At 69.2% G+C, this 25,583-nt stretch carries 27 protein-coding genes; 13 read left to right on the top strand and 14 right to left on the bottom strand.

The annotated features are described in order from the left end of the window. Positions 1-31 precede the first annotated feature (31 nt). Both R4P08_RS16165 and R4P08_RS16160 read left to right on the top strand, forming a co-directional pair. Positions 32-1,219 carry a sterol desaturase family protein gene (locus R4P08_RS16165; RefSeq protein ID WP_317814933.1) on the top strand — a complete coding sequence of 396 codons (1,188 nt, stop codon included), beginning with the start codon at positions 32-34 and terminating at the stop codon, positions 1,217-1,219. 119 nt (positions 1,220-1,338) lie between these two features. Then, on the top strand, positions 1,339-1,941 hold the full coding sequence (locus R4P08_RS16160; protein WP_317814932.1) for an SHOCT domain-containing protein: 603 nt from the start codon (positions 1,339-1,341) through the stop codon (positions 1,939-1,941). 143 nt (positions 1,942-2,084) lie between these two features. Here the strand turns inward: R4P08_RS16160 and R4P08_RS16155 are convergent, their stop codons facing one another. Continuing rightward, positions 2,085-2,828, bottom strand: coding sequence for a ZIP family zinc transporter (locus R4P08_RS16155; RefSeq protein ID WP_317814931.1), 744 nt, complete (start codon positions 2,826-2,828; stop codon positions 2,085-2,087). Positions 2,829-3,021: 193 nt separating this feature from the next. Between R4P08_RS16155 and R4P08_RS16150 the strand changes: the two genes are divergently transcribed. The 3 genes from R4P08_RS16150 to R4P08_RS16140 all read left to right on the top strand — a co-directional run bounded on the left by R4P08_RS16150 (position 3,022) and on the right by R4P08_RS16140 (position 6,990). Then, positions 3,022-4,368, top strand: coding sequence for a family 1 glycosylhydrolase (locus tag R4P08_RS16150; RefSeq protein ID WP_411741229.1), 1,347 nt, complete (start codon positions 3,022-3,024; stop codon positions 4,366-4,368). Between the two features lie 101 nt (positions 4,369-4,469). Next, positions 4,470-4,610 carry a hypothetical protein gene (locus R4P08_RS16145; protein WP_317814929.1) on the top strand — a complete coding sequence of 47 codons (141 nt, stop codon included), beginning with the start codon at positions 4,470-4,472 and terminating at the stop codon, positions 4,608-4,610. Between the two features lie 292 nt (positions 4,611-4,902). Further along, complete coding sequence (locus tag R4P08_RS16140; RefSeq protein ID WP_317814979.1) at positions 4,903-6,990, top strand: NAD(P)/FAD-dependent oxidoreductase; 2,088 nt, start codon at positions 4,903-4,905, stop codon at positions 6,988-6,990. 9 nt (positions 6,991-6,999) lie between these two features. Here R4P08_RS16140 and R4P08_RS16135 read toward each other — a convergent pair whose 3' ends face one another. The 4 genes from R4P08_RS16135 to R4P08_RS16120 all read right to left on the bottom strand — a co-directional run bounded on the left by R4P08_RS16135 (position 7,000) and on the right by R4P08_RS16120 (position 8,448). Beyond that, positions 7,000-7,278: a hypothetical protein gene (locus R4P08_RS16135; protein WP_317814928.1), complete on the bottom strand. Its 279-nt coding sequence runs from the start codon at positions 7,276-7,278 to the stop codon at positions 7,000-7,002. Between the two features lie 131 nt (positions 7,279-7,409). Beyond that, entirely contained in the window at positions 7,410-7,571 is a 162-nt protein-coding gene (locus R4P08_RS16130; RefSeq protein WP_317814927.1) for a hypothetical protein, read from the bottom strand. Between the two features lie 72 nt (positions 7,572-7,643). Next, positions 7,644-7,889: a helix-turn-helix domain-containing protein gene (locus R4P08_RS16125; protein ID WP_317814926.1), complete on the bottom strand. Its 246-nt coding sequence runs from the start codon at positions 7,887-7,889 to the stop codon at positions 7,644-7,646. 64 nt (positions 7,890-7,953) lie between these two features. After that, the gene (locus R4P08_RS16120) at positions 7,954-8,448 is read right to left on the bottom strand and encodes a flavodoxin family protein (protein ID WP_317814925.1); all 495 of its coding nucleotides are present in this window, start codon (positions 8,446-8,448) and stop codon (positions 7,954-7,956) included. Between the two features lie 168 nt (positions 8,449-8,616). Between R4P08_RS16120 and R4P08_RS16115 the strand changes: the two genes are divergently transcribed. The 4 genes from R4P08_RS16115 (at position 8,617) to R4P08_RS16100 (ending at position 11,536) form a co-directional block, all read left to right on the top strand. Then, entirely contained in the window at positions 8,617-9,027 is a 411-nt protein-coding gene (locus R4P08_RS16115; protein WP_317814924.1) for a GntR family transcriptional regulator, read from the top strand. Position 9,028: 1 nt separating this feature from the next. Further along, a complete protein-coding gene (locus R4P08_RS16110; RefSeq protein ID WP_317814922.1) occupies positions 9,029-9,733 on the top strand; it encodes an ABC transporter ATP-binding protein in 705 nt (234 codons plus the stop codon). 20 nt (positions 9,734-9,753) lie between these two features. Continuing rightward, on the top strand, positions 9,754-10,626 hold the full coding sequence (locus R4P08_RS16105) for a hypothetical protein (RefSeq protein WP_317814921.1): 873 nt from the start codon (positions 9,754-9,756) through the stop codon (positions 10,624-10,626). 133 nt (positions 10,627-10,759) lie between these two features. Then, complete coding sequence (locus tag R4P08_RS16100) at positions 10,760-11,536, top strand: excalibur calcium-binding domain-containing protein (protein ID WP_317814920.1); 777 nt, start codon at positions 10,760-10,762, stop codon at positions 11,534-11,536. A 32-nt stretch (positions 11,537-11,568) separates the two neighbouring features. On the opposite strand, the gene R4P08_RS16095 is transcribed toward R4P08_RS16100, so the two are convergent. After that, complete coding sequence (locus tag R4P08_RS16095) at positions 11,569-12,231, bottom strand: PadR family transcriptional regulator (protein WP_317814919.1); 663 nt, start codon at positions 12,229-12,231, stop codon at positions 11,569-11,571. A 284-nt stretch (positions 12,232-12,515) separates the two neighbouring features. Between R4P08_RS16095 and R4P08_RS16090 the strand changes: the two genes are divergently transcribed. Beyond that, positions 12,516-13,379 carry a Bax inhibitor-1/YccA family membrane protein gene (locus tag R4P08_RS16090; protein ID WP_317814918.1) on the top strand — a complete coding sequence of 288 codons (864 nt, stop codon included), beginning with the start codon at positions 12,516-12,518 and terminating at the stop codon, positions 13,377-13,379. 223 nt (positions 13,380-13,602) lie between these two features. On the opposite strand, the gene R4P08_RS16085 is transcribed toward R4P08_RS16090, so the two are convergent. From R4P08_RS16085 to R4P08_RS16060, 6 genes are all read right to left on the bottom strand, one after another. Then, a complete protein-coding gene (locus R4P08_RS16085; protein WP_317814917.1) occupies positions 13,603-14,823 on the bottom strand; it encodes an acetyl-CoA C-acetyltransferase in 1,221 nt (406 codons plus the stop codon). A gap of 42 nt (positions 14,824-14,865) precedes the next feature. After that, positions 14,866-16,050, bottom strand: a complete 1,185-nt coding sequence (locus R4P08_RS16080) for an SGNH/GDSL hydrolase family protein (RefSeq protein ID WP_317814916.1) — start codon at positions 16,048-16,050, stop codon at positions 14,866-14,868. Next, positions 16,047-17,450, bottom strand: coding sequence for a 5-methylcytosine restriction system specificity protein McrC (locus R4P08_RS16075; protein WP_317814915.1), 1,404 nt, complete (start codon positions 17,448-17,450; stop codon positions 16,047-16,049). Before R4P08_RS16075 ends, R4P08_RS16080 begins: the two co-directional genes overlap by 4 nt. Next, entirely contained in the window at positions 17,447-19,675 is a 2,229-nt protein-coding gene (locus tag R4P08_RS16070) for an AAA family ATPase (RefSeq protein WP_317814914.1), read from the bottom strand. Before R4P08_RS16070 ends, R4P08_RS16075 begins: the two co-directional genes overlap by 4 nt. 93 nt (positions 19,676-19,768) lie before the next feature. After that, positions 19,769-20,266 (bottom strand): transcription elongation factor GreA, encoded by a 498-nt coding sequence (greA, locus tag R4P08_RS16065; RefSeq protein ID WP_317814913.1) that lies wholly within the window; start codon positions 20,264-20,266, stop codon positions 19,769-19,771. Between the two features lie 116 nt (positions 20,267-20,382). After that, on the bottom strand, positions 20,383-20,850 hold the full coding sequence (locus R4P08_RS16060) for a DUF4307 domain-containing protein (protein WP_317814912.1): 468 nt from the start codon (positions 20,848-20,850) through the stop codon (positions 20,383-20,385). Positions 20,851-21,001: 151 nt separating this feature from the next. Between R4P08_RS16060 and mca the strand changes: the two genes are divergently transcribed. Together mca and R4P08_RS16050 are read left to right on the top strand one after the other, a co-directional pair. Continuing rightward, positions 21,002-21,925 (top strand): mycothiol conjugate amidase Mca, encoded by a 924-nt coding sequence (gene mca, locus R4P08_RS16055; RefSeq protein WP_317814911.1) that lies wholly within the window; start codon positions 21,002-21,004, stop codon positions 21,923-21,925. Further along, complete coding sequence (locus R4P08_RS16050) at positions 21,922-22,248, top strand: hypothetical protein (RefSeq protein WP_411741227.1); 327 nt, start codon at positions 21,922-21,924, stop codon at positions 22,246-22,248. The genes mca and R4P08_RS16050 overlap by 4 nt, the downstream gene beginning before the upstream one ends. Positions 22,249-22,342: 94 nt before the next feature. Here the strand turns inward: R4P08_RS16050 and R4P08_RS16045 are convergent, their stop codons facing one another. Continuing rightward, on the bottom strand, positions 22,343-23,074 hold the full coding sequence (locus R4P08_RS16045; RefSeq protein ID WP_317814910.1) for a CE1759 family FMN reductase: 732 nt from the start codon (positions 23,072-23,074) through the stop codon (positions 22,343-22,345). Further along, entirely contained in the window at positions 23,071-24,321 is a 1,251-nt protein-coding gene (locus R4P08_RS16040) for an LLM class flavin-dependent oxidoreductase (RefSeq protein ID WP_317814909.1), read from the bottom strand. Before R4P08_RS16040 ends, R4P08_RS16045 begins: the two co-directional genes overlap by 4 nt. Positions 24,322-24,521: 200 nt before the next feature. Here R4P08_RS16040 and R4P08_RS16035 point away from each other — a divergent pair, with 200 nt between their 5' ends. Continuing rightward, positions 24,522-25,475, top strand: coding sequence for a nuclease-related domain-containing protein (locus tag R4P08_RS16035; protein ID WP_317814908.1), 954 nt, complete (start codon positions 24,522-24,524; stop codon positions 25,473-25,475). The last annotated feature ends 108 nt before the right edge of the window (positions 25,476-25,583 follow it).

The following is a 25,583-nucleotide window of genomic DNA, read 5'->3' as shown; positions in this document are numbered from 1 at the left end:
CCGGAGTGACCTGCGTCATATCCTCGGGGGCGTGAAGGTTGATCTGACAGTCCTCGCCGTCCCCGGCTTCATCGCCGCGATGGCGGCGGAGTACGCATGGCAGTCCCGCAATCCCGCCGAGGGGACCCGGGCCGGCGACTACGAGTTCGCCGACACCATGGCCAGCCTGTCGATGGGCGTCGGCAGCCTGGTCGCGCCCTTTGTGGCCGACCGCCTGCTCGCGCCCGTCACGCCGCGGACCGGCCGGTACGCCAAGGCGCTCATGGGCTTCTCCCTCGCGGCTGCGGCCGCCGCGACCGTGGGAGACGTGGTCCGGCGCACCCGGACCACCGGGCTGCTCGAGGCGGGCGCCTTGTCGTCGTCACCCTTGTCGTCGTCATCCCTGTCGTCGTCGGATCCCCGCGCCACAACAGGGAACGACGACGACGACGACGAAGTCGCCACCTCAACTCCCGCGCCCGTCGCCGATTCCGCGCCCGTGCCGCCCGCACTGCGCCGCATCACCGGAGGGTCGGCGGTCTCGGCGCTGGCCTCGGCGGTGGTGACGGTCGCGACGCTGTGGAGCGCGGAGTCGGCGAGCAAGAAGCTGTTCCGCCTCACCCCGCTGGACCTGGGCTCCGGCCCGCTGGCGTACGCGGCGGCGATCGGAGGGTGGGACTTCATCTACTACTGGAATCACCGCTTCGATCACGAGAGCCGCTGGCTGTGGGCCATGCACGTGGTGCACCACTCGAGCGAGCGCTACAACCTGTCGACCGCGCTGCGCCAACCCGTTGCGGAGGCGCTGACGATCTACGTGCCGTACGGGCTGCTCTCGCTGCTGGGCGTGCGGCCGGCGCTGGTGCAGGACGCGCGCGCGATCAACCTGATCTACCAGTTCTGGGTGCACACCGAGGTCGTCCGGTCGATCGGGCCCTTCGAGCGGGTGTTCAACTCGCCCGCGCATCATCGCGTGCACCACGGCAGCAACCGCAGGTACCTGGACCGCAACCACGGCAGCATCCTCATCCTGTGGGACCGCCTGTTCGGCACCTTCGAGCCCGAGGGGGAGCGAGTGGTCTACGGGCTGACGACGAACATCGACACATTCAATCCGCTGCGGATCGCCACGCACGAGTGGGTCGGCATCGCCCGAGATGTGTTCCGGGCACAGACCTGGCGCGACCGAGTCGGGTACCTGGTGCGCGGGCCGGGGTGGGCTGGGGCGCGGCGGGCGTAGGGACGAGTTCATGCCTCCGGATTGGCGGCAACCCGTCGGACGCCATCCGGAGTCGGCCTGTGTCGTGCCCTCGACACGAAACAAGAATCTGATGCTCGTGCACATGGCATAGTTCGAGCATGGCTAAACACGGGCTCAACGTAGCGAGCGGTCTAGACGGCGCGGTCTCAAAGCTGCATAAAAAGGCATTAGAAGCGCTCGGTCAGAACCTGGTCGGCGGCGAGCAGGTCCTAGCAGTAATTGTCGGTCCCAGTAATCAGGCGATGATTGGAACGGATAACAGAGTATTCGTTTACAAGAAGGGATTTATGGCAGGAGCGTCCTTCGGGTCGGAGCTGACTTCCTGGAACTACCAGAATCTCGTCGGCGTCCAGATCCACACGGGGATGATGTCTGGCGCTGTCATCCTCCAGGGGCCGGGCCAAACCGGAGGCAAGACCAGTATCTGGCGAGATAGTGACGACGATCCGTACAAGGCCCCGAACGCGATTCCTATCGTGCGTCCATTCGATGACGCTAAGCAGGGGGTAGCGAGACTACGGCAACTAATCTCGATGGCGCATCAGCCTGTGACTAGCTCGGCCATGCCATTAACGAGTATTAACTCGGAATCGGTGGGTTCGATCGCGGATGAACTGGCAAAACTCTCGGACCTAAAGGCGTCAGGAATCCTGAGCGATACAGAATTCACTCAACTCAAGAGTCGGTTACTGGGGGGTTAGAGACTCCGCGGATCCGACTTCCGGCTCGTCGAGAGATCGCGATCCGGCCTAGTCATGGGCCGATGTCAAGCGGAAGTCAATCCAGTTGCGTCACCGATCGGTGAGTGTCCGGTACGCGGATCGTAGGGCGGCCGAGGGTTAGATCAGCCCAGCGAGTGGAGGCTGAACGCGGCGAGGAAGCCGAGGGTCGCGATGAGTCCCGAGTAGATGGACGCCTTCTCAAAAGCCTCGGGGATCATGGTGTCGGTGATCATCGCGAGGATCGCGCCGGCGGCCAGCGCGTTGACGAAGGCCAGCACGCCGGGCGGCGCGCCGTCCAGGAGCAGGTAGCCCGCGAGAGCCGACAGGCCGGACGCGACGGCGATGCCGCCCCAGACTCCGAAGACGTAGCCGGGAGTCCGCCCGGATCTCTTCATGCCGGCGGTGCTGGACAGGCCTTCGGGGACGTTGGAGATGAAGACCGCCGCGAGCATCGGCACGCTGAGCCCGCCGCCGGTGAGGAAGCTCAGGCCGAGCACCATCGACTCCGGGACACCGTCGATCAGTGCGCCGATCGCGATCGCGCCACCGCTGCTCGAGCCTGAGGGGTGCTGGTCGCCGGAGCGTTTGCGGTGTCGCGCCCCTCGGCGGGCCAGGAGAAGGTTGAGGCCCACGTACACCAGCGACCCGGCGAGGAAGCCCAGCGCCGTTGCCAGCAATCCGCCCTGGTCCATCGCTTCCTCTACGAGTTCGAAGGACAGCGCGGAGATCAACACGCCAGAACCGAAGGCCATCACCGCCGCCACCAGGCGGGCGGGCACCGTGATGAACCACGCGATGGCGCTGCCCACCAACAGTGCGCACCCGGCGACGAACCCCGCGCCGCCTGCCGCCACCCACTCCGGCATCGTCGAACCCCGTCTCTTGAGTGGTCGCGTTCCCAGTTGATCGAGCGTAGTTCTACCCGGTCCATCGGGGCGGTGGGCGGATTCGGGACCGTGCCGGGTGGGGCTTGTCTACGCTCCGGACATGGGCAGCGGTGCGAGGCGCGTGGCGTGGTCGGCAGCGGCGATCAAAACTCTGACGATCAGGGCTGTGGTGATGAGGGCTGTGGTGATCAGGGCCCTGGCACTCCCGGTGGCCGTGGTGCTCGCCGTGGCGACGGCACCGCTTCTCTGGGCGTCCGCGGCCGCGGCGTCCCCCGGACCCGGAGCGCCCGCCGGCTTCCACTGGGGAGTGGCCACCTCGGGCTTCCAGGTGGAGGGCTCGAACCCGGACTCCAACTGGAAGCGGTACGTCGACGCGACCTCGCCGTCAGGACAGACCGACCCCGTGGGCGACTCGGTGGACTTCTGGAACCGGTACCCCGAGGACGTGGCCAATGCGGCCGCGATGGGGGTCAACACCTTCCGGTTGAGCGTCGAGTGGGCCCGGATCGAGCCCGTGAAAGGCCGGTACGACGCCGAGGCGCTCGCGCACTACGACCGGATCATCGACACGATCCGGAGCCACGGCATGACGCCGATGATCACGATGGTGCACTACGTCTACCCAGGCTGGCTCGCTGATGAGGGCGGGATGCTGTCCGGCACGGCCGTGGACTCGTTCGGGCGGTTCGCCGAGCTCATCACCGATCGCTGGGCGGGCGACGGCACCATGTGGGTGACCTTCAACGAGCCGCTCGTCTTTTTCAAGCACGAGATGACCCTCGGCCGCGTCGGGCCGATCGACTTCTCGCGGTTCCTCGACACGGTCGTCGCCGCCCATCGGCTCGGGTATGCGGCCGCCCACCGCGCCGACCCGGCCGCCATGGTCACCATGAACGAGGCCTACCTGCCCCTGGCCACCGACTTCACCGACATGCTGATCGGGGACCGGGTCTCCGACGTGGTCGACTACGTGGGCATCGACTACTACTACGGCGTCGCGGCCAACAACCTCACGGCCATCAACGCCGCGTGGGACGACTTCGCCGCCGTCCGGCCGCAGCCCGAGGGGATCTACGAGGCGGTCAAGCACTACGCCCGCGCGTATCCGGGCAAGCCGATCTACATCGTCGAGAACGGGATGCCCACCGCCGACGGCGGCCGCGCGGACGGCATCGAGCGGGGCGACTTCCTGCGCGACACCGTGTTCTGGCTCCAGCGGGCGGTGGCCGACGGCTACCCGGTGATCGGCTACAACCACTGGTCGTTGGTCGACAACTACGAGTGGGGCGACTACTCCGCGCGCTTCGGGCTGTATCGAGTAGATGTGCTCGCGGACCCGACGCTCACCCGCCGGCCGACCTCGGGCGTCGAGGCCTACCAGGACATCATCGCGGCCGGGGGAGTCGGGGACAGCTACCGTCCTGTGCTGCCCGCCGCGTGGTGCTCGCTGGCGACCATCCCCGACAGCTGCCTGGACCCGGTGTCTCCGGCGGGGCCGCTGGCGACGCTGGCGGGGTGAGGTTGGCCGGGTGAGCGGTTAACGGCTCGCCGGGCGGTAGCGATAATTCGGGTAAGGCAGCACCAACAGGTAAGACACACCCACTGTGAGGAGTGAGGTCAATGTTCCCCCAGGGCTCGATCGAGAATCCACTGCGCTATCTGTTCGGCCCCGGGCCGGATGAGGTCACGTGCCTGGCCCTGACTCCCGAGTGCATGGGGCTCTTCCCGTATCTCGCGGCTCGGTTCGGGCTCGGCAGCTAGGGCGCGCCGACGACCGTGTCGACGGTTTCCTCCAGCAACTCGTCCTCGATTTCGAGGTCGCTGTAGCCCAGACGCTTGCGCTGGGCTTTCTGGTCCATCGGCAAGAGACTATGAGAACCGGAATCCGCGCCGGAGGAAAACCCCCTCGACGGACCCCTCCTCACGAACCCGCGCACCTTATCGTCGTCGCCCCGGGGCCCGGCCCCACTCAGAACTAGAACCTGTTCTTGACACCCGTCGACTCCGGCGTAATCTCCTGTGGGTGGCTACCCTCACCTCTTTCCCTCACCTCATGTCGCCCGGCCGGATCGGTCCCATGGCTACGCCCAACCGCATCGTCCTGCCGGCCATGGATATGAACGTCTCGGAAGACGGCGAGATCGAGCAGCGCGAGATCGACCACTACGTGGCGCGCGCGGCCGGGGGAGCGGGCCTGATCATCACCGGCGCGTGTGCGATCGCGTTCCCGGTGGGCGCGGCGTCGCTCAAGGAGCCGGGGCTGTCGGACGACAAGTTCATCCCCGGGCTCAAGGCGCTGGCCGACGCGGTGCACGCGGCAGGCTCCAAGCTGTGCGTGCAGTCCACGCACCACGGCAAGGTCGCGCGCGTGGACATCGCCAGTGACCGCCCGGTGATCGCGCCGAGCGCCCCGGATTACGACTACGACTATTCCGCGCTGGCCGACAGCACCCCCGAGGAGCTGGGCCGGATGGGTGCGGCCAGCGGCGGAAAGAAGACGGTCTACAAGGAGATGACGCGCGAGGACATCGCGTGGCTCATCTCCACCTGGGCTGAGGCCGCCGACCGCATCGCCCGCGCCGGCGCCGACGCGATCGAGATCCACGTCGCCCACGGCTACATCCTGGGCGTGTTCCTCAACCAGCGCGACAACCACCGCACCGACGCCTATGGCGGATCGCTGGAGAACCGGGCCCGGTTGGCGTGCGAGGTCATCGCGGCGGTCAAGGAGCGGGTGGGGGACACGCTCGCCGTGCTGGTGCGCGTGGCCGGGCAAGAGTACGGCCAGGAGGGCGGGCTGAGCCTGCCCGAGGCTACCGAGGCCGCAGTGCTGTTCGAGCGCGCGGGCGCCGACGCCATCCACGTGACCGGCTGGGGCCGTAACCCCTTTGACAACTTCACCGACGGTCCGCTGCCCGACACCATCGGCGCGTACGTGGACAACGCCGCGGTGATCAAGAAGGCCGTGTCGATCCCGGTGATCGCCGTGGGCCGGATGCTGCCTGAGGTCGCGGAAAAAGCGATTGACGACGGCAAGGTGGACTTTGCCGCCATGGGTAGGCAGTTGCTCGCCGATCCGGAACTGCCCAACAAGCTGCGTGCGGGTACGCCGGAGCGGGTGCGCCCGTGCATCAACTGCTACCTGTGCGTTGCCGAGAACTTCTTCGACGACACCCCGTTCTGCGCGGTCAACCCGGCGCTGGGCAACGAGACGCTCCTGCCGCTGACGCCCGCACCCAAGCGCGAGCACGTCGTGGTGGTGGGCGCCGGTCCCGCCGGGCTCGAGTCGGCCCTCGTGCTGACCGAGCGTGGGCATCGTGTGACCGTGCTGGACAAGGCCGACCGGCTGGGCGGCACCATGTGGTTCTCCACGCTCACCACGCCCGACAACGAGCCGCTCATCCGTTTTTTCCAGGCTGAGGTGAAACGGCTGGGCATCGACGTGCGGCTGAACACCGAGGCGACGGTCGAGTCGATCCGCGCACTCGGTGCGGACCGCGTGATCGTGGCGACCGGCGCCAAGCGCCCCGCCCCGTCCATCCCGGGCGGCGACCTGCCGCATGTGCACACGGGCGACTCGCTGCGCGCGACCATGCTGGGCACCGCCACCGCCGACGAGGCCGGGCTCCTCCTCCGGCTGGTCGGACGACTGGGCAGGCTCTCGACCATCACCAAGCGCCCCTCGTGGATCCGCCGTCTGACCATGATCGCGCTGCCGATGGGCAAGGACGTGGTGGTGATCGGTGGTTCGCTGGTGGGCCTGGAGTTGGCCGAGTTCCTGGCCGAGCGCGGGCGTCGCGTGACGCTCCTGCACGAGTCGCAGCAGCTGGGCCTGCCGCTGGCCATGCCGCGCCGCTGGACCGCGGTCCGTCACGCCCGCGAGCATGGCGTCGACATCCAGCGCCGCGTCACGGTCACCCGCATCACCGAGTCCGGTGTGGAGTGGGCCGACGCCAAGGGCAACGCCTCCTCGGCCCCGGCCGACATGGTCATCTACGCCGATGGCACCACCGCGTCCGCGCCGCTGGCCGACGAACTCCGCGCGGCGGGCATCGACTGCGAGGTGCTCGGCGACGCCGGCGAGGTGGGCTACATCCACGGTGCAATCCACTCGGCGTGGAAGGCCGCGACGGTGGGGTAGGAGCCAGCCCTATCCGGTAAGGAACCACGCGGCCAGCACGCCGAGGGTGACCGCGAGGAAATTGAGTGTGGAGCCGAGCGCGACAACCGGCCCCCGGAGGGTGGTCTTGGAGCCCAGCCACGTCCACAGCAGCACGGCCGTCAATGCGCCGAGGGACATCGCCGGGAACATCGGTGCGTCGGCGCCGGCGTGGCCATGCGCGAGAACCTGCCAGGCTGTCCACGCGCTGGAGAGCACGAAAAGAATCGCGTAGGCCCCCACGAGCGCCACGAAGGTCCCTCTGGGCATCGCCGGTGTTCTCACGCTGGCTCCCCTCCTCGTGAGCCGAAGGCTAGCAACGAGGCGGTGCGGGACAGGGCCGACTTGCTCGATCAAGCGGCGGGGGTTGCCGGTCCTCATCGGACTGCGACCCGGCGGGGCTACTTCGCAAACATCTTAGTGAAGAAGCCCTGCTTGACCTCGAGCTCGTGGCCCGGGCAGCGCTCAATCCTGGGCACGCCGGCCATCACCTGGTCCACGTGATTGCCGCAGCCGGCCCAGGTGGTCTTGCCGCAGGTCTTGCAGGTGGCGGGACGGCACATGATGGTTCTCCTCGGTCAGGCAGGTGGGCGACCACGGTTCGGGTCGCTCGCTGTAGCCAGGATTACATACCCCTAGGGGTATGCGCAAGCGTCGGCGTCCCGCGCGCAGTCCCGCGCGTAGTCCGGGGCGGGGAACGGCACGGGAGGCTGCCTGTCGGGGTCCGGCCAGGTCGCGCGGAAGCCGATCCGGTCGCACCACCTGGCCAGTGTCAGGCGGTTGATGCCGAAGCGTCGGCACACCTCCCTGGCGTGCATGCCGCCCTCGTAGAGGCCGACGGCCGCCATCCAGCGGAACTCCTCGGTGTCGGGTGGTTGCATGGCATCGTTTTATCCCGCGGGTCCGACAACGGGGTGATCGATCCGGCGGGCTCCGTGTCAGTGCCTACCCGTCACCCCGCTTAGCCAGGCTCTCGCCCCAGGCCCGCGCCCGGTCGAGCTCGCCGGGCAGTAGCGGCCCCTCGTGGCCGTCCACGTAGAAGGTCGCGGGGTCCGCGATCATCCGACACCCCAGCTTCTTCAGCTTCTTGGCGATGCTCTTTCCGGCGTGTCCGGGCAGGTCGGGGTGGCGGATGTGCGTGTCGAAGGTGGCCACCGCCAGGTCGGCGTGGCCGCTGGCGTCGAGCCATTCGCGCACCCCCGACGAGATCAACTCGCCTCCGCGGTTGTGGGCCTCCTCGCGGGTGCCCTCCCGGCTGAGCCCGAAGGCGTGGGTGGGGGCGCCGACGATGAGCAGGTCCACGGTCAGGTCGACCAATCGCGGTGCTTCGTGGGCCGGGATCACCTCGACGACCCCGTGCTCGGAGAGGCCGTCGCTGATCTCGTCCGCGACGAACCTGGTGTTGCCCCACGCGGATTCGTAAACGATGAGCGCCTCCATGGCGGCTCCCTTCGGGCGGAGTGGGTACCGATGTGTGGGTACCGATTGTGCGCTGACCTCCGCGGGTCCGCGACCGCCCAGCTCGTCGTCGCTCCTCTCGTTGACAAAGCCGCCGTCCGGTGTCACTGTATTAGTGACCTAATACAGCAATACGGAACGGGGTAAGCGATGGAGTTCGACACCTCATCCCCGATCTGGATGCAGCTCGTCGGGGAGTTCTCGCGGCGCATCGTGACGGGGGAGTGGGCGGCGGGCGACAAGATGCCCGGCGTCCGCGACCTGGCGGCCGACCTGGGCGTCAACCCCAACACCGCGCAGCGGGCGCTGGCCGAGCTGGAACGGCTAGACCTGTGCCGGTCCGAGCGGGCTACCGGACGGTTTGTCACCAGCGACGAGCCCCGGATCGACGAGGTCCGCGCCGACCTGGCCGCGGGGGCCACCGACGAGTTCATCCGGCGGGTACGGGGCCTCGGGATGGCGCACGACAAGGCACGAACACTGCTCGACACGAGATGGGACACCCATGAGCATGACCCCGACACAGCATCAACCACAACGGCCCGCGACGGAGGTTCCTGACATGGGCGCCACCACTACACTCGTCGAGGTCGCGGACCTCCGCATGACCTACCGCGCCACCGCCGCACTCGACGGGATGACGATGTCGCTGGCATCGGGGCAGATCGTGGGTCTACTCGGCGAGAACGGCTGCGGCAAGACCACGTTGCTCAAGATCCTCGCCGGCGTGCTGACCGGTTACGACGGCGACGTGCGCATCGCCGGCCGCGCCCCGGGCCCCGAGTCCAAGGCGATCGTGTCCTTCCTGCCCGACACCAGCTTCCTCCCCGACTCCGCGCGGGTGAGCTACTGCCTCGAGCTCTACCGCGACTTCTTCACCGACTTCCAGCTCGAGAAGGCCCGGGACCTCATCGGGTTCTTCGGGCTGCCGGAGACCGCGCGGCTCAAGGACATGTCCAAGGGGATGCGCGAGAAGGTGCAGATCGCGCTCGCGATGTCGCGGGACGCCCGCGTGTTCCTCCTGGACGAGCCCATCTCGGGCGTGGATCCGGCTGCGCGCCAGCTCATCCTCGACGGGCTCCTGCGCAACCTGGCCGAGGACTCCCTGCTCCTCATCTCCACCCACCTGGTACACGACCTCGAGCCGATCCTCGACGCGGCAGTGATGATGCGCCACGGCCGGGTCCTGCTCTCCGGCGACGCCGACGACCTCCGCGGCCAGCACGCCGCCAGCCTCGACCAGATCTTCCGGGAGACCTACCGATGACCGCGATGGAGACGACTGAGATGACGACGACGAGCACGACAAGAACAACGAGCACTACAAGAACGACGACGACGACACTCCTCAAGCACGAGTGGCTGCGCACGCGCGGTCAGCTCGGGACCCTCGTCGGGACGATCGCCCTGATCGGAGTACTGGGCAGCCTGCTGGGCGCCGCCGGATGGCCGCTACTGTCCGAGCTCGGGCTGGCGGCGGGCATGCTCGCCGCAGTGGTGGCGGTTCCGGCCGTGCAGCTCGCGCTCGCCGCTGACTACTGGCGGTCCAGTTACGGGCGGACGGGGTACTTCACGCACTCGATCCCGGTCCGTGGGTCCCGGATCTTCTGGGCAAAGCTGGCCTGGGCGATGCTCGCCTCACTGGCCGCGATCGTCCTGACTCTCGTGCTCGCCCTGCTGGCCTGGTGGGCGAACTCCCGGCGCTCGGGCGGCACCTCGCCGTCGTTCTCACTCCTGTCCGACGCGTGGGGCACGGTCACCGCGGTGACCCCGGGTTGGATGATCGCCGCCGGACTGACGCTGATGCTGGCCTGGGTCCTGGTGTGGCCGGTCTACTACTACTTCTCGGTCTCGGTCGGACACGAGCGCCGGCTGGCCGGGCTCGGCTCCGGCGGGCCCGTGGTGGTGTTCGTGCTGGTCTACCTGGCCACCCAGGCGGTCTCGGTTCTCGGGATGATCGTGCTCCCGATCGGGGTGGGGGAGGCCGACGGCGAGACGTTGGGCTTCGTGCGGTTCGACCTGCTGTCCGAGATGGCCGCAGGCGCCGCCGCGAACAACAACGTGATGCCGATCGGATTCGTGGTATCCCTCGCGGTGCTGGCGGCGTTCTGCCTGTGGCGCACGGCCCGGTCGTGGAATCACAAGGTCGCCCTGGCCTGAGGAAGGGTTCTCGCTGGCGTAGACGTTGTCATGTCCCCAAATAAGAGGATCTTTGGCTGGGGCTCGGGCTCGATGTAGTGTTTTTTTCATCGTCCGTCGGACGCACGCCTGCTGCCGGAAGGTCCGAAGAAACATGCCGATCGTCTTGCCGTCCATCGGCCGGCCCGCGCTCACCAAGCCGACCTACCTGGCGCCTCCGACCTGGAAGCTGGTGCTCGCGTGGATCGGGCTGAGCTTCGGTGCGCTCGTCGCGCTGACTGCGGCTGCGTCCATCGGGAAGGGGCTGCGCGCGGTGGTGGCCATGGCTCTGTTCGGCCTGGCGTTGGCGTTGGTCGGCGGGTGGTGGTTGTGGTGCGAGAGCCGGGACAGGAAGCACGCCGACGAGGACCATCTCCTCGACACGCAGGCGGCCGTAGCGCAGCGGTCGATGGCCGGGTACGTGGCGGCCGACGCGCTGGCGCCGCTCACCTGGGACACGCCTCTCACGCCGGTTGCCAGGCGGTGGCCGTTGGTGGGATCCGCGGCGTTCGCCCTGTTCGTGGCCTCGCTCGTCTTCATGCCCCCCGCGGAGGCGGCGCCGGCTCCCGCTCCTGCCGCCAAGCCGGTCCCGACCTCCCTCCCGAAGCCGATCATCAGCACGGTCACGGCCACCACTACCGTCCCCGCGGCGACGACCACGCTGACCACCGCGGTTCCGACTCCGGCTCCGGCTCGCACCCAGGCGCCGATTCGCACACCGGCGCCGGTGCCCGCTCGGCCCGTCGCCCCGGCGGCCGCGCCGCCCCAACTGTCCGCGTGGTACCCGAACTGCTCTGCCGCCCGCGCGGCCGGCGCGGCTCCGCTCAGGCGCGGCGAGCCCGGGTACTCGTCCAAGCTGGACCGCGACAACGACGGCGTCGCCTGCGAGTAGGCGGCACCCGCGAACTCGGGCCGGGGGCGGGATCAGTCGCCAGCGTCCGCCAGTAGTCCGTAGAGGCGCTTGCGCAGCGCGATGAGCTCATCGGTCGCGGCGGCACCGGCGGCCTGGTCGCCGGTCTGGACGACAGCCCGCACCGCCATGGCGGCGTCGCCGAAGGCCTTCCACAGTTCGGCATTCCCGCCCAACCTGGAGGTGGCCTCCTCGGTGGCGTCGTCCCACGGCGCGGGTCGATCCGCGAGTTCCTCGAGTTCGGCGCGGCCGGCGTCGGTGAGCTGGAAGTGCTTAGGGCCGGCGTCGGTGGCGGGTCCGATCAGGCCCTCGTCCTCGAGCAGGGAGAGCGCCGGGTACACCGCCCCCGAGCTGGGACGCCAGGTCCCGCCACTGCGCTCGGCCAGCTCGCGGATGATCCCGTAGCCGTTCTGGGGTCCCTCCGCCAGGAGCAGGAGCGCGCCGTGTCGGACATCTCCTCGTCGTCGTCGCCGCTGGGGGCCACGCTGCGTCCCACGTCCCTCGTCGAACCGTCCGAACGGCCCTCCGGGGCCGAACGGTCCGCCCGGACCAAAGGGGCCTCCCGGTCCGAAAGGTCCTCCGCCGTGGCCGTGTTCGTGGCGATGGCCTCGGAGATGCCCGTGGTGGTGGCCGGGGCGGCCGCCGCGTCGCGGGTGCCCGATGTCGTTGTGTCGCATCGTCGACTCCTCGTGCTGTGGGCTCTCGAACGGAACCCGACTGCGGACAAGTATCAGCGCTACTCTAAAGAATGTCAACGACATATCGTTAATGGATTCGGCGACAGGGCGCAGTCCCGTCGAGCGGCGATCGGAGTCAGCCGGGCGACCCTCGGTGCCCAGCGGGTATCGACGCAGGGAACACACAGGTGGGCCCGCGCGTTGCACTGATACGAGTGATTCGTCGGTGACCCGGCGGGGACTCTCGCACCACGATCTTCCCCCCACAACTCGAAGGGACCCCGATGCGCAGCAGTAGCAACCCGGTCTTCAGCTCCCTGTCCCAGGACAGCGCCCGTGGCGCCACCCAGCTCGGTGGAGCCGGCCGTGCCGGTTTCCAGCAGGGGCAGTACGGCCAGCAGGGCTTCGGCGCCCAGGCCGGTTTCGGTGCCCCCCAGGCGCACCCGCAGTTCGCCTCGGACACGCGGCCCATGACGATCGACGACGTGGTCACCAAGACCGCTACGACCCTGGGTCTGCTCAGCATCGTCGGTGCCATCGCGTTCTTCCTCATCGACGGCAACCCGGGCCTGCTCATGCCGCTCCTGCTCATCGGCGGCATCGGCGGCCTGGTCACGGTGCTGATCGCCACGTTCGGCCGGAAGATGGATTCCGCGCCAGTCACCCTGACCTACGGCGCCTTCGAGGGCCTGTTCGTCGGTGCGGCCACGTACCTGTTCACCATCGATCTGCAGGGCACCGGTGGCGTGCTGGGCGCGGTCGGAAGCGCGATCCTCGGCACCATCGGTGTCTTCGTGGGCATGCTCTTCGTCTACAAGACCGGCGCGGTGCGCGTGACACCCAAGTTCACGCGCTTCATGTCGGCCGCCCTGATCGGCGTGCTCTTCGCCGCTCTCGGCAGCATCGTCCTGAGCCTGTTCACCGGTAGCAACCCGCTGTACAACGGCGGTCCCATCGCGATCGGCTTCTGCCTCCTGTGCATCGGCCTGGCCGCGTTCAGCTTCCTGATGGACTTCGACAACGCCGACCGCCTCGTGCGCGCCGGCGCCCCGTCCAAGATGGCGTGGGGCGTCGCACTCGGCCTGACCGTCACGCTGGTCTGGCTGTACATCGAGATCCTGCGTCTGATGAGCTACTTCCGCGACTGACTCGTCGCGGCTTACAGCGTCGCGCCGACGGCCCCGGCCCCCCGCGAGGGGAGCCGGGGCCGCTGGCATTTCGGGATGTGCCGGCGGGCCCTCTGACGTGTGCTGGCGGAATGGACCGGGACGGCCAGCGTGAGCCCGACAGAAAGAGCGTCCCGAACACCCGCCACTCGGGCGAGGCGTTCGGGACGCTCTTGGCGACGAGGCCGCGAGGCCTCGCGGGGGATCAGCTGAGGCGCTCGAGCACCATCGCCATACCCTGGCCGCCGCCGACGCACATGGTCTCGACGCCGAACTGCTTGTCCTTGGCCTGCATGTTGTTGATGAGCGTCGCGGTGATGCGGGCGCCCGTCATGCCGAACGGGTGGCCCAGCGCGATGGCGCCGCCGCTGACGTTGAGCTTGTCCTCTTCGATCCCGAGCTCGCGGGCCGAGCCGATCACCTGGACGGCGAACGCCTCGTTGATCTCGAACAGGTCGATGTCCGAGACGGACTTGCCGGCGATCTTCAGGGCGTTCTGGACGGCCTGGATCGGGCCGAGGCCCATGATCTCGGGCGACAGGCCGGAGACGCCGGTGGAGACGACGCGTGCGAGCGGCGTGAGGCCGAGCTCCTTGGCCTTGACGTCGGACATGATCACGAGCGCGGCGGCGCCGTCGTTGAGCGGGCAGCAGTTGCCGGCCGCAATGGTGCCGTCGGGGCGGAAGACCGGCTTGAGCTGCGAGATCTTCTCGTAGGTGGTGCCGGGCCGGGGGCCGTCGTCGGTGGAGACCACGGTGCCGTCGGGCATGGTGACCGGGGTGATCTCGTTGGCGAAGTGGCCGCTCTCGACGGCGGCGACGGCGAGGTTCTGCGAGCGCACGCCCCAGCGGTCCTGCTCCTCGCGGGTGATGCCGGTCATCTGGGCGACGTTCTCGGCGGTCTGGCCCATGGGGATGTAGACGTCGGGGAGCTGGCCGCCCACGCGCGGGTCGGTCCAGGTCTCGGCGCCGCCCTCGGCGCGCGTGCCGGTGCGGGCCTCGGCGTCGGCGAAGATCGGGTTGTGGGTGTCCGGCCAGTGGTCGGAGGTGCCCTTGCCGAAGTTGGAGACGGTCTCGACGCCGGCGGAGATGAACACGTCGCCCTCGCCGGCCTTGATCGCGTGCAGCGCCATCCGGGTGGTCTGCAGCGAGGAGGAGCAGTAGCGGTTGACCGTGGTGCCGGGGACGGTGTCCAGGCCGGCGAGCACGGAGACGACACGGCCCATGTTGAAGCCCTGCTGGCCACCGGGCAGGCCACAGCCCAGCATGAGGTCGTCGATCTGGGTGGGGTCGAGCGACGGGACCTTGGCCAACGCGGCCGCGACCATCTGTGCGGCGAGGTCATCCGAGCGGATGCCCACGAGGGAACCCTTGTTGGCACGCCCGATGGGGGAACGGGCGTACGAGACGATTACGGCTTCCGGCATGGAAAGCTCCTTCATTGCAGGTGAATGCTGTGTGTGGTCGGGTCAGTCATCTTCGGTCACGGGATCCCGCGTGGACCGGATCAGTCTGAGAATTCGGCTCCGGCGGCGGAGGGTGTCTGCCGCGGCGCGGGCGTTTCCCGTGCTCTCGGGGTCGCCGTCCACGTCCTCATTATGCAGGAACGTGTTCTCACCGGCGTCGACCGGATCCTCGTGCGTGCGGACGAAGTCGGTGAGGCGCTTGGTCAGGCGGGCGACGACGGAGTCGCGGGCCGCCATGGTCGCGTTCTCTGGAGAGTCGGCTCCGGCGTCGTGAGCGGCGCCTTCCGCGGCGTCCTCTGCGGACTCGAGGGAGTCGGCCGCCTCGTCGGCGCCGGTCGGGAGTTCGCTCTCCGGGACCTCGTCCCACACGCCGAGCGACACGCAGACGGCCGGCAGGAGCAGGCCCGCCATGAGCTCGTAGCCGTCCGAGTTGGGGTGGAAGCGATCGTGGGAGAACAGGGTGTCGGCGCGGTCGCGGAACTCGGGCGCAAGTGCCCCGGCGAGGAACACGGGGGTACCGCCGGCCTTGCGGACCTGCACTGCCTGGGCGGCCGCCAGTCTGCGGCTGAGCGCGGCCATGACCGTCCGGAGCGGCTGGGGGACGGGCTTGACGATGCCGAGGTCGGGGCAGGTGCCCACCACCACGCACGACCCGGACTCGCGGAGGGCGGTGACCGCCTCGCCCACGCGACGGGCGGAGGGGCCGATGGAATTCCGCGCGGTGATGTCGTTGCCGCCGATGAGGATGACGGAGATGTCCGGCTTCCCACCGGTCACGTGGACGGCGTCGATCTGCCCGGACAACCCCTTGGAGGTGGCGCCGACGATCGCCTTGGTGCTCAGCTGAACGTTGCGCCCGGACTCCTCGGCCAGGCCGCGGGCGAGCAGAACACCGGGCACCTGCCCGGCATCGGCAGCTCCGAGGCCGGCTGCCAGCGAATCCCCGAAGATCATCAGGTGGAAGTCGCACGTCATCCCGGGCCGCCACGGCTCGGCGATCGCAGCCCCGGGGCGGTACAGCCCGTCGCTGCCGAAGGGACGGTCCCACGACTTGGGGATGATCCGACGGGCGATCCTGGCCTGCTGGGCCAGGAGTTCGTACGTCCCGCGATAGACGCCGACGGTCCCCACCGCGACCAGGGCGACGTTGACGGCGATCCGCCGGCCGGAATCATCTGCGTGGCTCATCGGGCGTGTCGTCTCCCCTCCGTGTGTCGGGCGGCTGTGTGCTGACTGGCGGTGTGTTGACTGGCTGAGTGATGACTGTCGGTGTGGTGCCGAGCGGCCGTGCGGTGACGGGCGGAGGAGGGTGATCCCAGCGTACGGGCCTGTTCCGCCAGTTCGACGATAGCCCTGCGGCTCTCCGCCGGCCCCATCGACAGATCCACCGGGTACTCGATTATAGAGATGTCGGTGTGCACGATCCGCCGGGGCTGTGGGGCGTCGTCGCGACGCTGGGCCGGGTACACGAGGTACGCACGGTCCACCCCGAGCGCGGTGCACGCCGCCAGCAACCGGTAGTGCTCGGCGGCGCGGGCGCGGCGGTCCGTGGGATAGGTGGGGACGAAGGTCGTCACGGGCTCGCCGTCGAGCTCGTAGACCAGACCTGTGCGCACGGAGATGTGGTCACCGTCGGCGACGGGGGCGCTGTGGCGGCCACCGGCGGCGCCGCTCTCCTCGGAACCACTCTCTTCGGAACCGGAGTCCAGGTTGACGACGGGGTTGTGCAGCAGCCGTCCGCCGCGACCGTCGAGGGCGGCGGTCAGCTCGGCCTCCACGAAGCGCTCGAACAGCGCGGGCATCTCGGTGACGAAGGCGGCCGACGCCGCGTGCCCGTCCTCGACCTCCACCGAGATCCGGCGGACGATCCGGTCGGCCAGGGCCAGCGCGTCCTGGAACCGGGCGTTGAGCCGGGTGGGGGTCCACGACGGGACGGGGGCGCCCTGCGGGATGAGCGAGGCGTCGGAAAGGCGTGCGTCGACCATCGCCAGCCGCCGACGGGTGGAATCGGGCAGGTCGGGCATGAACTGCAGCCGGTGCGCGGCCGTCCGCAGGATCCGGTTCTCGGCGATGTCCGGGGTGAACTCCGAGTAGGTGACCTCCAGCGGGATGGTCATCCCGGGGTGCCGGCGGATCTGGTCGCCCAGACGGATCCGGCCGCGCACGGTGGTCAGGGCTTCGTCGACCCTGCGGTATCCGCGCAGCAGCCCCGACGACAGGGCCTGGTGCGCCAGGGTGGCCATGGACTCGGCGACGGCAGACCACAGCTCGTCGTCGTCCCGCGCCTGGACGGCCGAGGGGAGGAAGGGGTCGTCGGCCGCGTGGTCCAGCAGGAAGAACAACTGCGTCAGACCCAGGCTCGCCGCCGGCAGGACCCGCACGGACAGGCCCTCGACCCGGACCGAACCCACGCTGCCGCTCGGGATGAGGCGCCAGGTGTCGCGGCCGGCGGGGAGGACCTCCACGAGGCCGGTCTCCGACAGGTGCCGGGCCCCCTTCCAGCTGAGGTTGACCAGCCGACCGCGGCGGTCGAACTCGTCGAACTCCAGGGATTCTGAGGTGGCGGAGCCCGTCGAGGCGGAGGTCACGCCCGGCCGATTTTCCGCCGCAGGGCGGACAGACCAAAGCGCTCGTGGACCTCCGCACGGGTGAGTCGGCCGTAGTAGTGCTCCTCGAGCAGCGGCAGGAGGTCGTAGCGCCAGATGGCCTCGAGCCCGCCGGGGTCGGTGGCCTGGTCCTTCATGAAGTAGGACGGCCCGATCCGTAGGTCGCGGTCGGAGTCGTCGATCTCGGAGTTGAGCGCCTCCAGCAGCTCGGCCGGCTCGGAGCTCACGCCGCGCGCCTCGAGGTGGCGGCGCAGCACGCCGGCGACCGGCGGGGTGTCCGGGTGGAGTTCCATGAACGCGAAGCGGCGCCGGATGGCCGCGTCGACCATGGCGATCGACCGGTCGGCGGTGTTCATGGTGCCGATGATGAACAGGTTGCGGGGGAGGCGGAACGAAGTGTCCGGGCTGTACTGGGGGAGCACCGTCCGGTCGCGGTACTCCAGCAGAAAGTACATCTCGCCGAAGACCCGGGCCAGGTCGGCGCGGTTCATCTCGTCGATGATCAGGAAGCTCGGGTGCTCGCGGCCCGACTCGGACGTCGCGCGCGCGGCCTGTCGCCGCAGCGGACCGGCCTGCAGCGCGAAGCCCGGCTGGCCCGACTCGGTGAGCGTGGGCCGGTAACCCTCGAAGAAGTCCTCGTAGGCGTAGCTGGGGTGGAACTGCACCAGCTGGACCCGGCTCGGGTCGTCGACGCCGGCGAGGAAGCGGGCGAGCTCCTGCGCGAGGTAGGTCTTGCCGGTGCCGGGTGGGCCGTAGAACACGATCTGCTGCCGCTGCTGCAGCGTGTCCACGATCTCCTGGAGTTCAGCGAGCGGCATGTGCAGGCTGTCCGCGAGCTCCTGGGTGATCTTCGGCAGGGTGGGCATCGTCCCGGCGGCGGGCGCCTCGGCGATCTGCGACTCGGCCGAGTGGCGGCCGGGGTGCATGGCGGACAGGAGCGAGTCCAGGCCGTCGGTGAGGTCCACGACCGTGCCCGGCTCGCCGATCAGCTCCGACAGCGGGCTGGGGAGGGTGTCCAGGTCGAGGGTGACCGAGCTCCACCGCACCGAGCGCTCGAGTTGCTGGCCGCTGTCCTCGACATAGCCGAGGTCGTCGGTCAGGGTCCCCAGGTGCAGTTTGGCGTCGGCCACGGTGGCCACCACGTCCTGCGGGTTCATCCGGGACAGGAAGGTGTGCAGCTCGGCGGTCAGCTGGAACCGCGCCTGGTAGTCCAGGTGCGGGTAACCCTGCTCGACGGCCTGCGAGACCTCGAGCCGGCTGGCGTGCGCGGGGATCCGGGGCAGGTGCGAGGCGGGCAGGGCGATGCGGTTCTGGGCGATCCACTGCCCGGCCTGACCCACCCCGCCGCGGCCGGGGCGGACCAGCCAGGCGCGCCGGGAGTGGTCGTCCCGGTGCCGCTGCCACTGGTTGGCCACCGAACCCCGGTACCAGTCGACGGGCTGGCCGAGCTGGGCCGAGAGGATCTCGGAGATGCGGTGCAGGTCCTGGTCGATGTCCAGCTCGTCGATCCCCGACGGGCCGCCGATGAGCTCGGCGAAGGCGTCGCGGATGCGGGTCTTGTGCTCGTGCTTGACGATCGGCTGGAAGTAACCGGGCCAGGCCAGGTACTGCAGGCTGTAACGGATCGCGCGCCAATCGCCGGGCGTCGAGCGGGCGGCCCGCTGGAACTCCCACGGGTCCGTCAGGGCGGCATCGCGCTCGGCGGTGTCGAGCTCGGCCCAGTGGATGACGAACGAGCACAGCCAGCGCAGGTGCTCGCGCATCTGGACGTTGAAGCCCAGCCCGCCGGTCAGCGGGCCCTTCTCGCCGAGGGCGGCATCCAGGTCCTCGGGGATCTCCGGCGCGTTGTCCATCCACGACAGGACGTCGCGGACCCGCCCGCGCTTGAGGCGGGCCGTGACCGTGGACAGCGGCAGCTGCTGGACGTAGAGCAGCTCCGCGGCCAGCAGTACCACTGGCCGCGGAGCGCCCTCGAGCTGGTCGTGCAGTGCCTGCATGACGGGGGACCGGCTGGACTCACCCGACTGTTCTTCGGGGTCGGCGTCGAGCCGGCGCGCGAGCTCCTCGGCGACCTCAGGGGTCCACGTGTAGAGGTCGTCCTCGAAGGGCGACTGCCCGGTGCGCAGCGCTGATCCCAGGACCCGACCGGCAGCCGCCTCGATCTTCGGGGCGGGCCCGTCGGGCCTGTCGTGGGAACCGTCTGACACGTGGATCTCCTGATACACCGGAGGGGGATCGGGCTCGTCGATCCGGGCCCGACATTCGTCAAGAACCTATCACCGGCCCCTGACTTCGGCCGGTCAGCTCTGGTAGGGCTCCGCGGTCAGGATCGTGACGGCGACCTTCTTGCCGTTGGGGGCCTTGTACTCGCGGCTCTCGCCGATCTTGGCGCCCAGGATGGCCCGGCCGAGCGGGGAGTCGGGGGAGTAGATCTCCAGATCGTCCTTGCCCGAGCCCTCACCGCGGGTACCCAGGAGGAAGGTCTCCTTGGTGTCCTCGTCGCCGTTGTAGTAGGCGCGGACGACGGAGCCGACCAGCGCGACACCGGTCTCGGTGGGCGTCTCGCCGACCTGGGCGGTGGCCAGCAGGTCGTCGAGCTGACGGATCCGGGCCTCCTCCTGGCCCTGCTGCTCGCGCGCGGCGTGGTAGCCGGCGTTCTCCTTGAGGTCGCCCTCTTCGCGCCGCTCATTGATCTCGAAAGCGATCACCGGACGGTTGGCGATCAGCGCTTCCTTCTCGGCCGTGAGGCGGTCGTACGAGTCCTGGGTCAACCAGTAGCCCTGGGTATCGTTGGCCATGAGCGCACTCCAATCTGTTCGAGTTCGTACTGCTGTACGAAAAACACGGCCCCGAAATAGAGGCCGTGCTGATGGGACGATGCTAACACAGGGTGACCTGCGTAGAGGTTGCGGAACTACCGGCGCAGGTAGTCGGGGACGTCGTCGCCACACCCGTAGACGTCGCCCATGAACGCCCGCGACGAGGTGGCGATCGACGCCTCGACCTGGACCGTTCCGGACTCGGACGGCGGGACGTAGACCTCGCGCCGGCCGACCTCGCCCTTGGTCTGGTCCTGGGCGCGGATGATGCAGTAGGCGGCCGTCCCGGGCTCGTCGCGGGTGACGGTCAGGGAGAGGTCGGTCCGCCCGTCGTCGACCACCGTCACCCCGATCTCCTCGCCGGAGATCTCGGGCGTGGCGTTGAGTCGGTAGATGGTGACCGCGCTGGCCACCAGGAGGGCGCCGACCAGTAGCGCGAGGACCACGGCGACGGCCTTGCCGCCCAGCCCCGAGCCCTTGGCCTCGTCGTACCGGCCCGGAGGCAGGGTCGCAGGCGGGGTCGCGGGAAGCTGCGACGTGGCGTCCGACCTCGGCTCACTCATGTCCCCAAGGGTATCCGGGGCGGCTGCGCGGGGCTGCCGGGGGGCCGCGCGGGACGGCCGGGAACCGGCCCGGGAGCGCGCGCGCCCCGGAGGTCCATAAGATGGGGCGGTCAAGGTAGTCCCCGAGCTTCAAAGAACGGCAGGTGCGACGATGGCCGGTCTCCGTCTCATGGCGGTGCACGCCCACCCCGACGACGAGGCGTCCAAGGGCTCCGCGACCATGGCCAGGTACGTCGCCGAGGGCGTCGACGTGCTGGTGGAGACGTGTACCGGCGGCGAGCGTGGCAGCATCCTCAACCCGGCGATGGACCGCCCCGACGTGGTGGCCGACCTGGCGGGCGTACGGATCCGCGAGATGGCCCGCGCAGCGGACATCCTCGGCGTCCACCATCACTGGTTGGGGTACGTGGACTCGGGGCTGCCCGAGGGTGACCCGTTGCCCCCGTTGCCCGAGGGCTGCTTCGCCCTGGCCGACGACGACGAGGTCACCGGCTCACTGGTGAAGCGGATCCGCGAGTTCCGCCCGCACGTGATCATCACGTACGACGAGAACGGCGGGTACCCGCACCCGGATCACCTGAAGGTGCACTCGGCGTCGATGGCAGCCTATGAGGCCGCCGCCGACCCCACCCGGTACCCGGAGGCGGGGGAGCCGTGGGCGGTGGCCAAGGTCTACTACACGCACGGCTTCCCGCGTCGGCGGCTGGAACTGCTCGACGACGAGTTGTCCGCCCGCGACGGCGTCCGCCACTTCGAGGAGTTCCTGTCCCGCTGGGGAGACCGCCCCGACGTCATGGAGCGGGTCACCACCCGGGTGGAGTGCGCTGATTACTTCGAGCAGCGCAACTCCGCGCTGCTGGCGCACGCCACCCAGATCGACCCCAACGGCTGGTTCTTCGCCGCCCCCGTGGAGATGCAGCAGCGGGTGTGGCCGACCGAGGAGTTCGAGCTCGCAGCCAGCCGGGTGGGCTTCCCCGAGCTGGCTGAGGGAGAATACGAGTCAGACCTTTTCGCGGGAGTCGACCCGTACGTCGCGCTCCCGGTCGGACCGAGCACAGTTGAGGAACCGAGATGATCACCCTGGGACCGGACGTCCAGATCCTGGCGTACCAGGCGGCGATGGTCTTCGCGCAGAATCAGGCGCCGGGGACGCCCGGGTACAACGACAACCCGATCGGCCCGGAGTTCGGCAAGGCCTCGCCGATCGGTATCCCGGTGGTCCTGCTGCTGCTCATCGCCACCGTGTTGCTGATCCGGAACATGAACAAGCACATCAAGAACCTCCCCGAGAGCTTTGACGCCGAGCACCCTGAGCCCGACCAGCTCGCCGACGAGGGCACCGACCGGGCGGGCGTGGAGGCCGGCCCGGACGCGGACACCACGCCCGACGCCCGCTGAGGTAGTTTCGCTGAACCGATCCAGCTGAGCCGATCCCGCTGGGCAGGACCAATTGGACGGCCCCCCACCTCGTGGTGGGGGGCCGTCGTCACGTCTAGCGGCCCAGTAGGTCGGTCATCGGGACGAAGTCGCTGAACTCGTCGTCGTCGCCTCTACGACCCCGACCCTCGTCCGCGCGGGTGGGCGCCACCGCGCCGCCGGTCAGCCCGGCGAAGCGCAGCATGTAGTCGGCCAACTCCGTCCCGACTCGCCCGGTCCTGGTGGCCAGCGAGTTCTCGCCGCCGGCGGTGCTGACGGCGCCGAAGTCCTCGGAGGCCGCGAACACGGTCGTGGGAACCACGTCGGCCTTGAGGTAGGCGAACATGGGGCGCAGCGCGTAGTCGATCGCCAGCGAATGGCGGACGGTCCCGCCCGTCGCCCCGAGCGCCACCGGGACCCCGGCCAGCGTGCCCGGGTCGATGACGTCGAAGAGCGACTTGAACAGCCCCGAGAACGACTGGTTATAGATGGGCGTCACCGCGATCAGGCCGTCCGCGCGCGCGATCTGGTCGATCGCGGCGCGGAGCTTCTCCCCGGGGAAGCGGGTGAAGGTGGCGTCGACGACCTCGTGTGCGAGCTCGCGGGCTTCGAGGACCGTCACGCGCACCTCCTGGCCGTGCCGCGCGAGGGCGTCACGGGTGGACGTGGTGATCCGGTCCGCGAGCATCCGGGTGCTGGACGGCACCGAGGTCCCGGCCGTGACGACGACGAGGTCGAGCGGTCGCGAGCCCTCTGCGGTGCCCTGGGCACGCCCGTTCTGCGTGTGTCCGTTCTGCGTGGCGGTCACTTGGTCCCCTTTCCGGCCGGCGCCTGGGCGAGGCGGGATTCGGCGCGGCGGGCGCGGGCCAGTGCCTGCTCCTGGGCGCGCTGCCCGCCCTCCGTCGTCAGGCCCGTCCAGTTGTCGCCGGTGCCGAAGTTGTAGGCGTCCGAGTATCCGGACTCGCCCGCCGCGGCCAGGGCGGAGTCGCGGGCCGCGACCCGGGCGGCGTGGGTGGGGCCGTCCGGCACGTGCGCCGGACGCAGCGCGTCCAGCTCGCGACGCAGTACGGGCACGATCTCCGTGCCGAGGATCTCGATCTGCTCGAGCACCGTCTTGCGCGGCAGGCCCGCGTGGTCGATGAGGAACAGCTGGCGCTGGTAGTCACCCACGTGCTCGCGCATGGTCATGTAGCGGTCGATGACCTGCTCCGGCGAACCCACGGTGAGCGGGGTCTGCGCGGTGAAGTCCTCCATCGACGGGCCGTGGCCGTAGACCGGTGCGTTGTCGAAGTAGGGGCGGAACTCGTTGACCGCGTCCTGGCTGCTGGAGCGGGCGAAGAACTGGCCGCCGAGGCCGACGATCGCCTGGTCCGCCGAGCCGTGGCCGTAGTGCTCGTAGCGCCGGCGGTACAGCTCGACCATCTGCTTGGTGTGGCTGATCGGCCAGAAGATGTTGTTGTGGAAGAAGCCGTCGCCGTAGAAGGCGGCCTGCTCGGCGATCTGCGGCGAGCGGATCGAGCCGTGCCACACGAACGGCGCCACGCCGTCGAGGGGGCGGGGGGTGGAGGTGAACTGCTGGAGGGCCGTGCGGAACTTGCCCTCCCAGTCCACGACGTCCTCGTGCCAGAGCTTGTGGAGCAACTCGTAGGTCTCGATCGCGAGCGGCAGGCCCTGACGGATGTCCTGGCCGAACCAGGGATACACCGGGCCGGTGTTGCCGCGACCCATGGTGAGGTCGACCCGGCCGCCCGACAGGTGCTGGAGCATGGCGTAGTCCTCGGCGATCTTCACCGGGTCGTTGGTGGTGATGAGCGTCGTGGCGGTCGACAGGATGATGTCGGACGTCTTGCCGGCGATGTACCCCAACGTGGTGGTGGGGGAGGACGTGACGAAAGGCGGGTTGTGGTGCTCGCCCAGAGCAAATACGTCAAGGCCCACTTGTTCGGCCTGCACCGCGTACTCGACCACGGCCGAGAGCCGCTCGTTCTCGGTGGGTACGTCCCCGGTCAGGGGGTCCGGGGTGATGTCGGCGATGGAGAAGATTCCGAACTGCATGATTGTGGGCCTTTCGCTCTCGGGGTGCTTCCGATCCTAACTTGCTGACATGTCAAACAAAAGGGCGGGGGCGGGTATTCCCAGTCACACGCCAGTTGGAGGGTTCTCCTGCGCGAAGCGCCTCCCGGGTGTGAGTATTCGGCGACCGGCGACTAGCTAGGGCAACTAACTAACAGGGTGACTAGCCAACAGGAGGACACGTGACCGAGTGGATCATCCGGAGATGGGCACGCCGCGGCCACGACCGGCTGTACGCCGCCACGCCCGGCGGCACCGACCTCGGGTACATCGACCTGGCCACCGGCCGGTATCACTCCGATGACCTGTCGAACCTGCCCCTGCTGCGCGCCGCGATTGCGGATCACTTCGAAGCCCAGCGGCCGCCGCAGGTGACGCCCGCGCCTGTGGTTGCGCCTGCGACCGCGCCTGCGACGGCGCCTGCGACGGCGTCCGCGCCTGCGACGGCGTCCGCGGCTGTGGCCGCTGGTTCGGTGCCGACGGGCCCCGTCGCGACGCCGCCGGGGCCCGCATGGCACGACCTCGCCGGGGTGCGCGCGGGCGCAGCTGCCCGTGAGCGCGCGATCGCCGAACGTAAGGCGCAGGGGACGGTGCGTCATGTGTTGGCGCGAATGCTCGGTGCCAATACTGACGAGCGTGCCTGGCGGATCGGCGCCGACGGCGAGGAGGTCGTCGCCAGTCAGTTGGCCGATCTCGGGGCGCAGTGGAGGATCCTGCACTCCGTGCGCGTGGGCGAGAGGGGCGCGGACATAGACCATGTGGTGATCGGGCCCGGTGGCGTGTTCACCGTGAATTCCAAACATCATCCGCGTGCGTCGGTCTGGGTCGGTGGCGACACCTTCATGGTCAATGGCCACCGGGTGCCGTACATCCGGAACAGTCGCCACGAGGCCAAGCGGGCGTCGCGCCTCCTGGCTCAACAGGTTGGTTTCCCCGTGCCCGTGGCCGGTCTGATCGCGGTGGTGGGTGCGAATCGGGGCTTCACCATCAAGAGTCAGCCGGCAGACGGCGCTGTCACGGTCGTGTCCTACCGCGGCATCAAGAGGTTCTTCCGCACCCGGCCTCAGCGTCTGTCTCTCCGTGAGATCGATGCGATCCACGAGGTCGCCAGACGATCGACCACCTGGCACCGCTGAGGAGCGTCTTCACGTCAGGCGGGGTAGCTGCTGTCGGTGTCGGTGTCGGTGTCGGTCGCGTAGCGGTCCGGCCGCTCGATCCCGGGTGGGTTGGTGAGGTGGCCGTCT

Source organism: Rhodococcus sp. IEGM 1408, assembly GCF_033142235.1.
Taxonomy (GTDB): Bacteria; Actinomycetota; Actinomycetes; order Mycobacteriales; family Mycobacteriaceae; genus Dietzia.
This window is presented reverse-complemented; position numbering and strand designations above follow the sequence as displayed.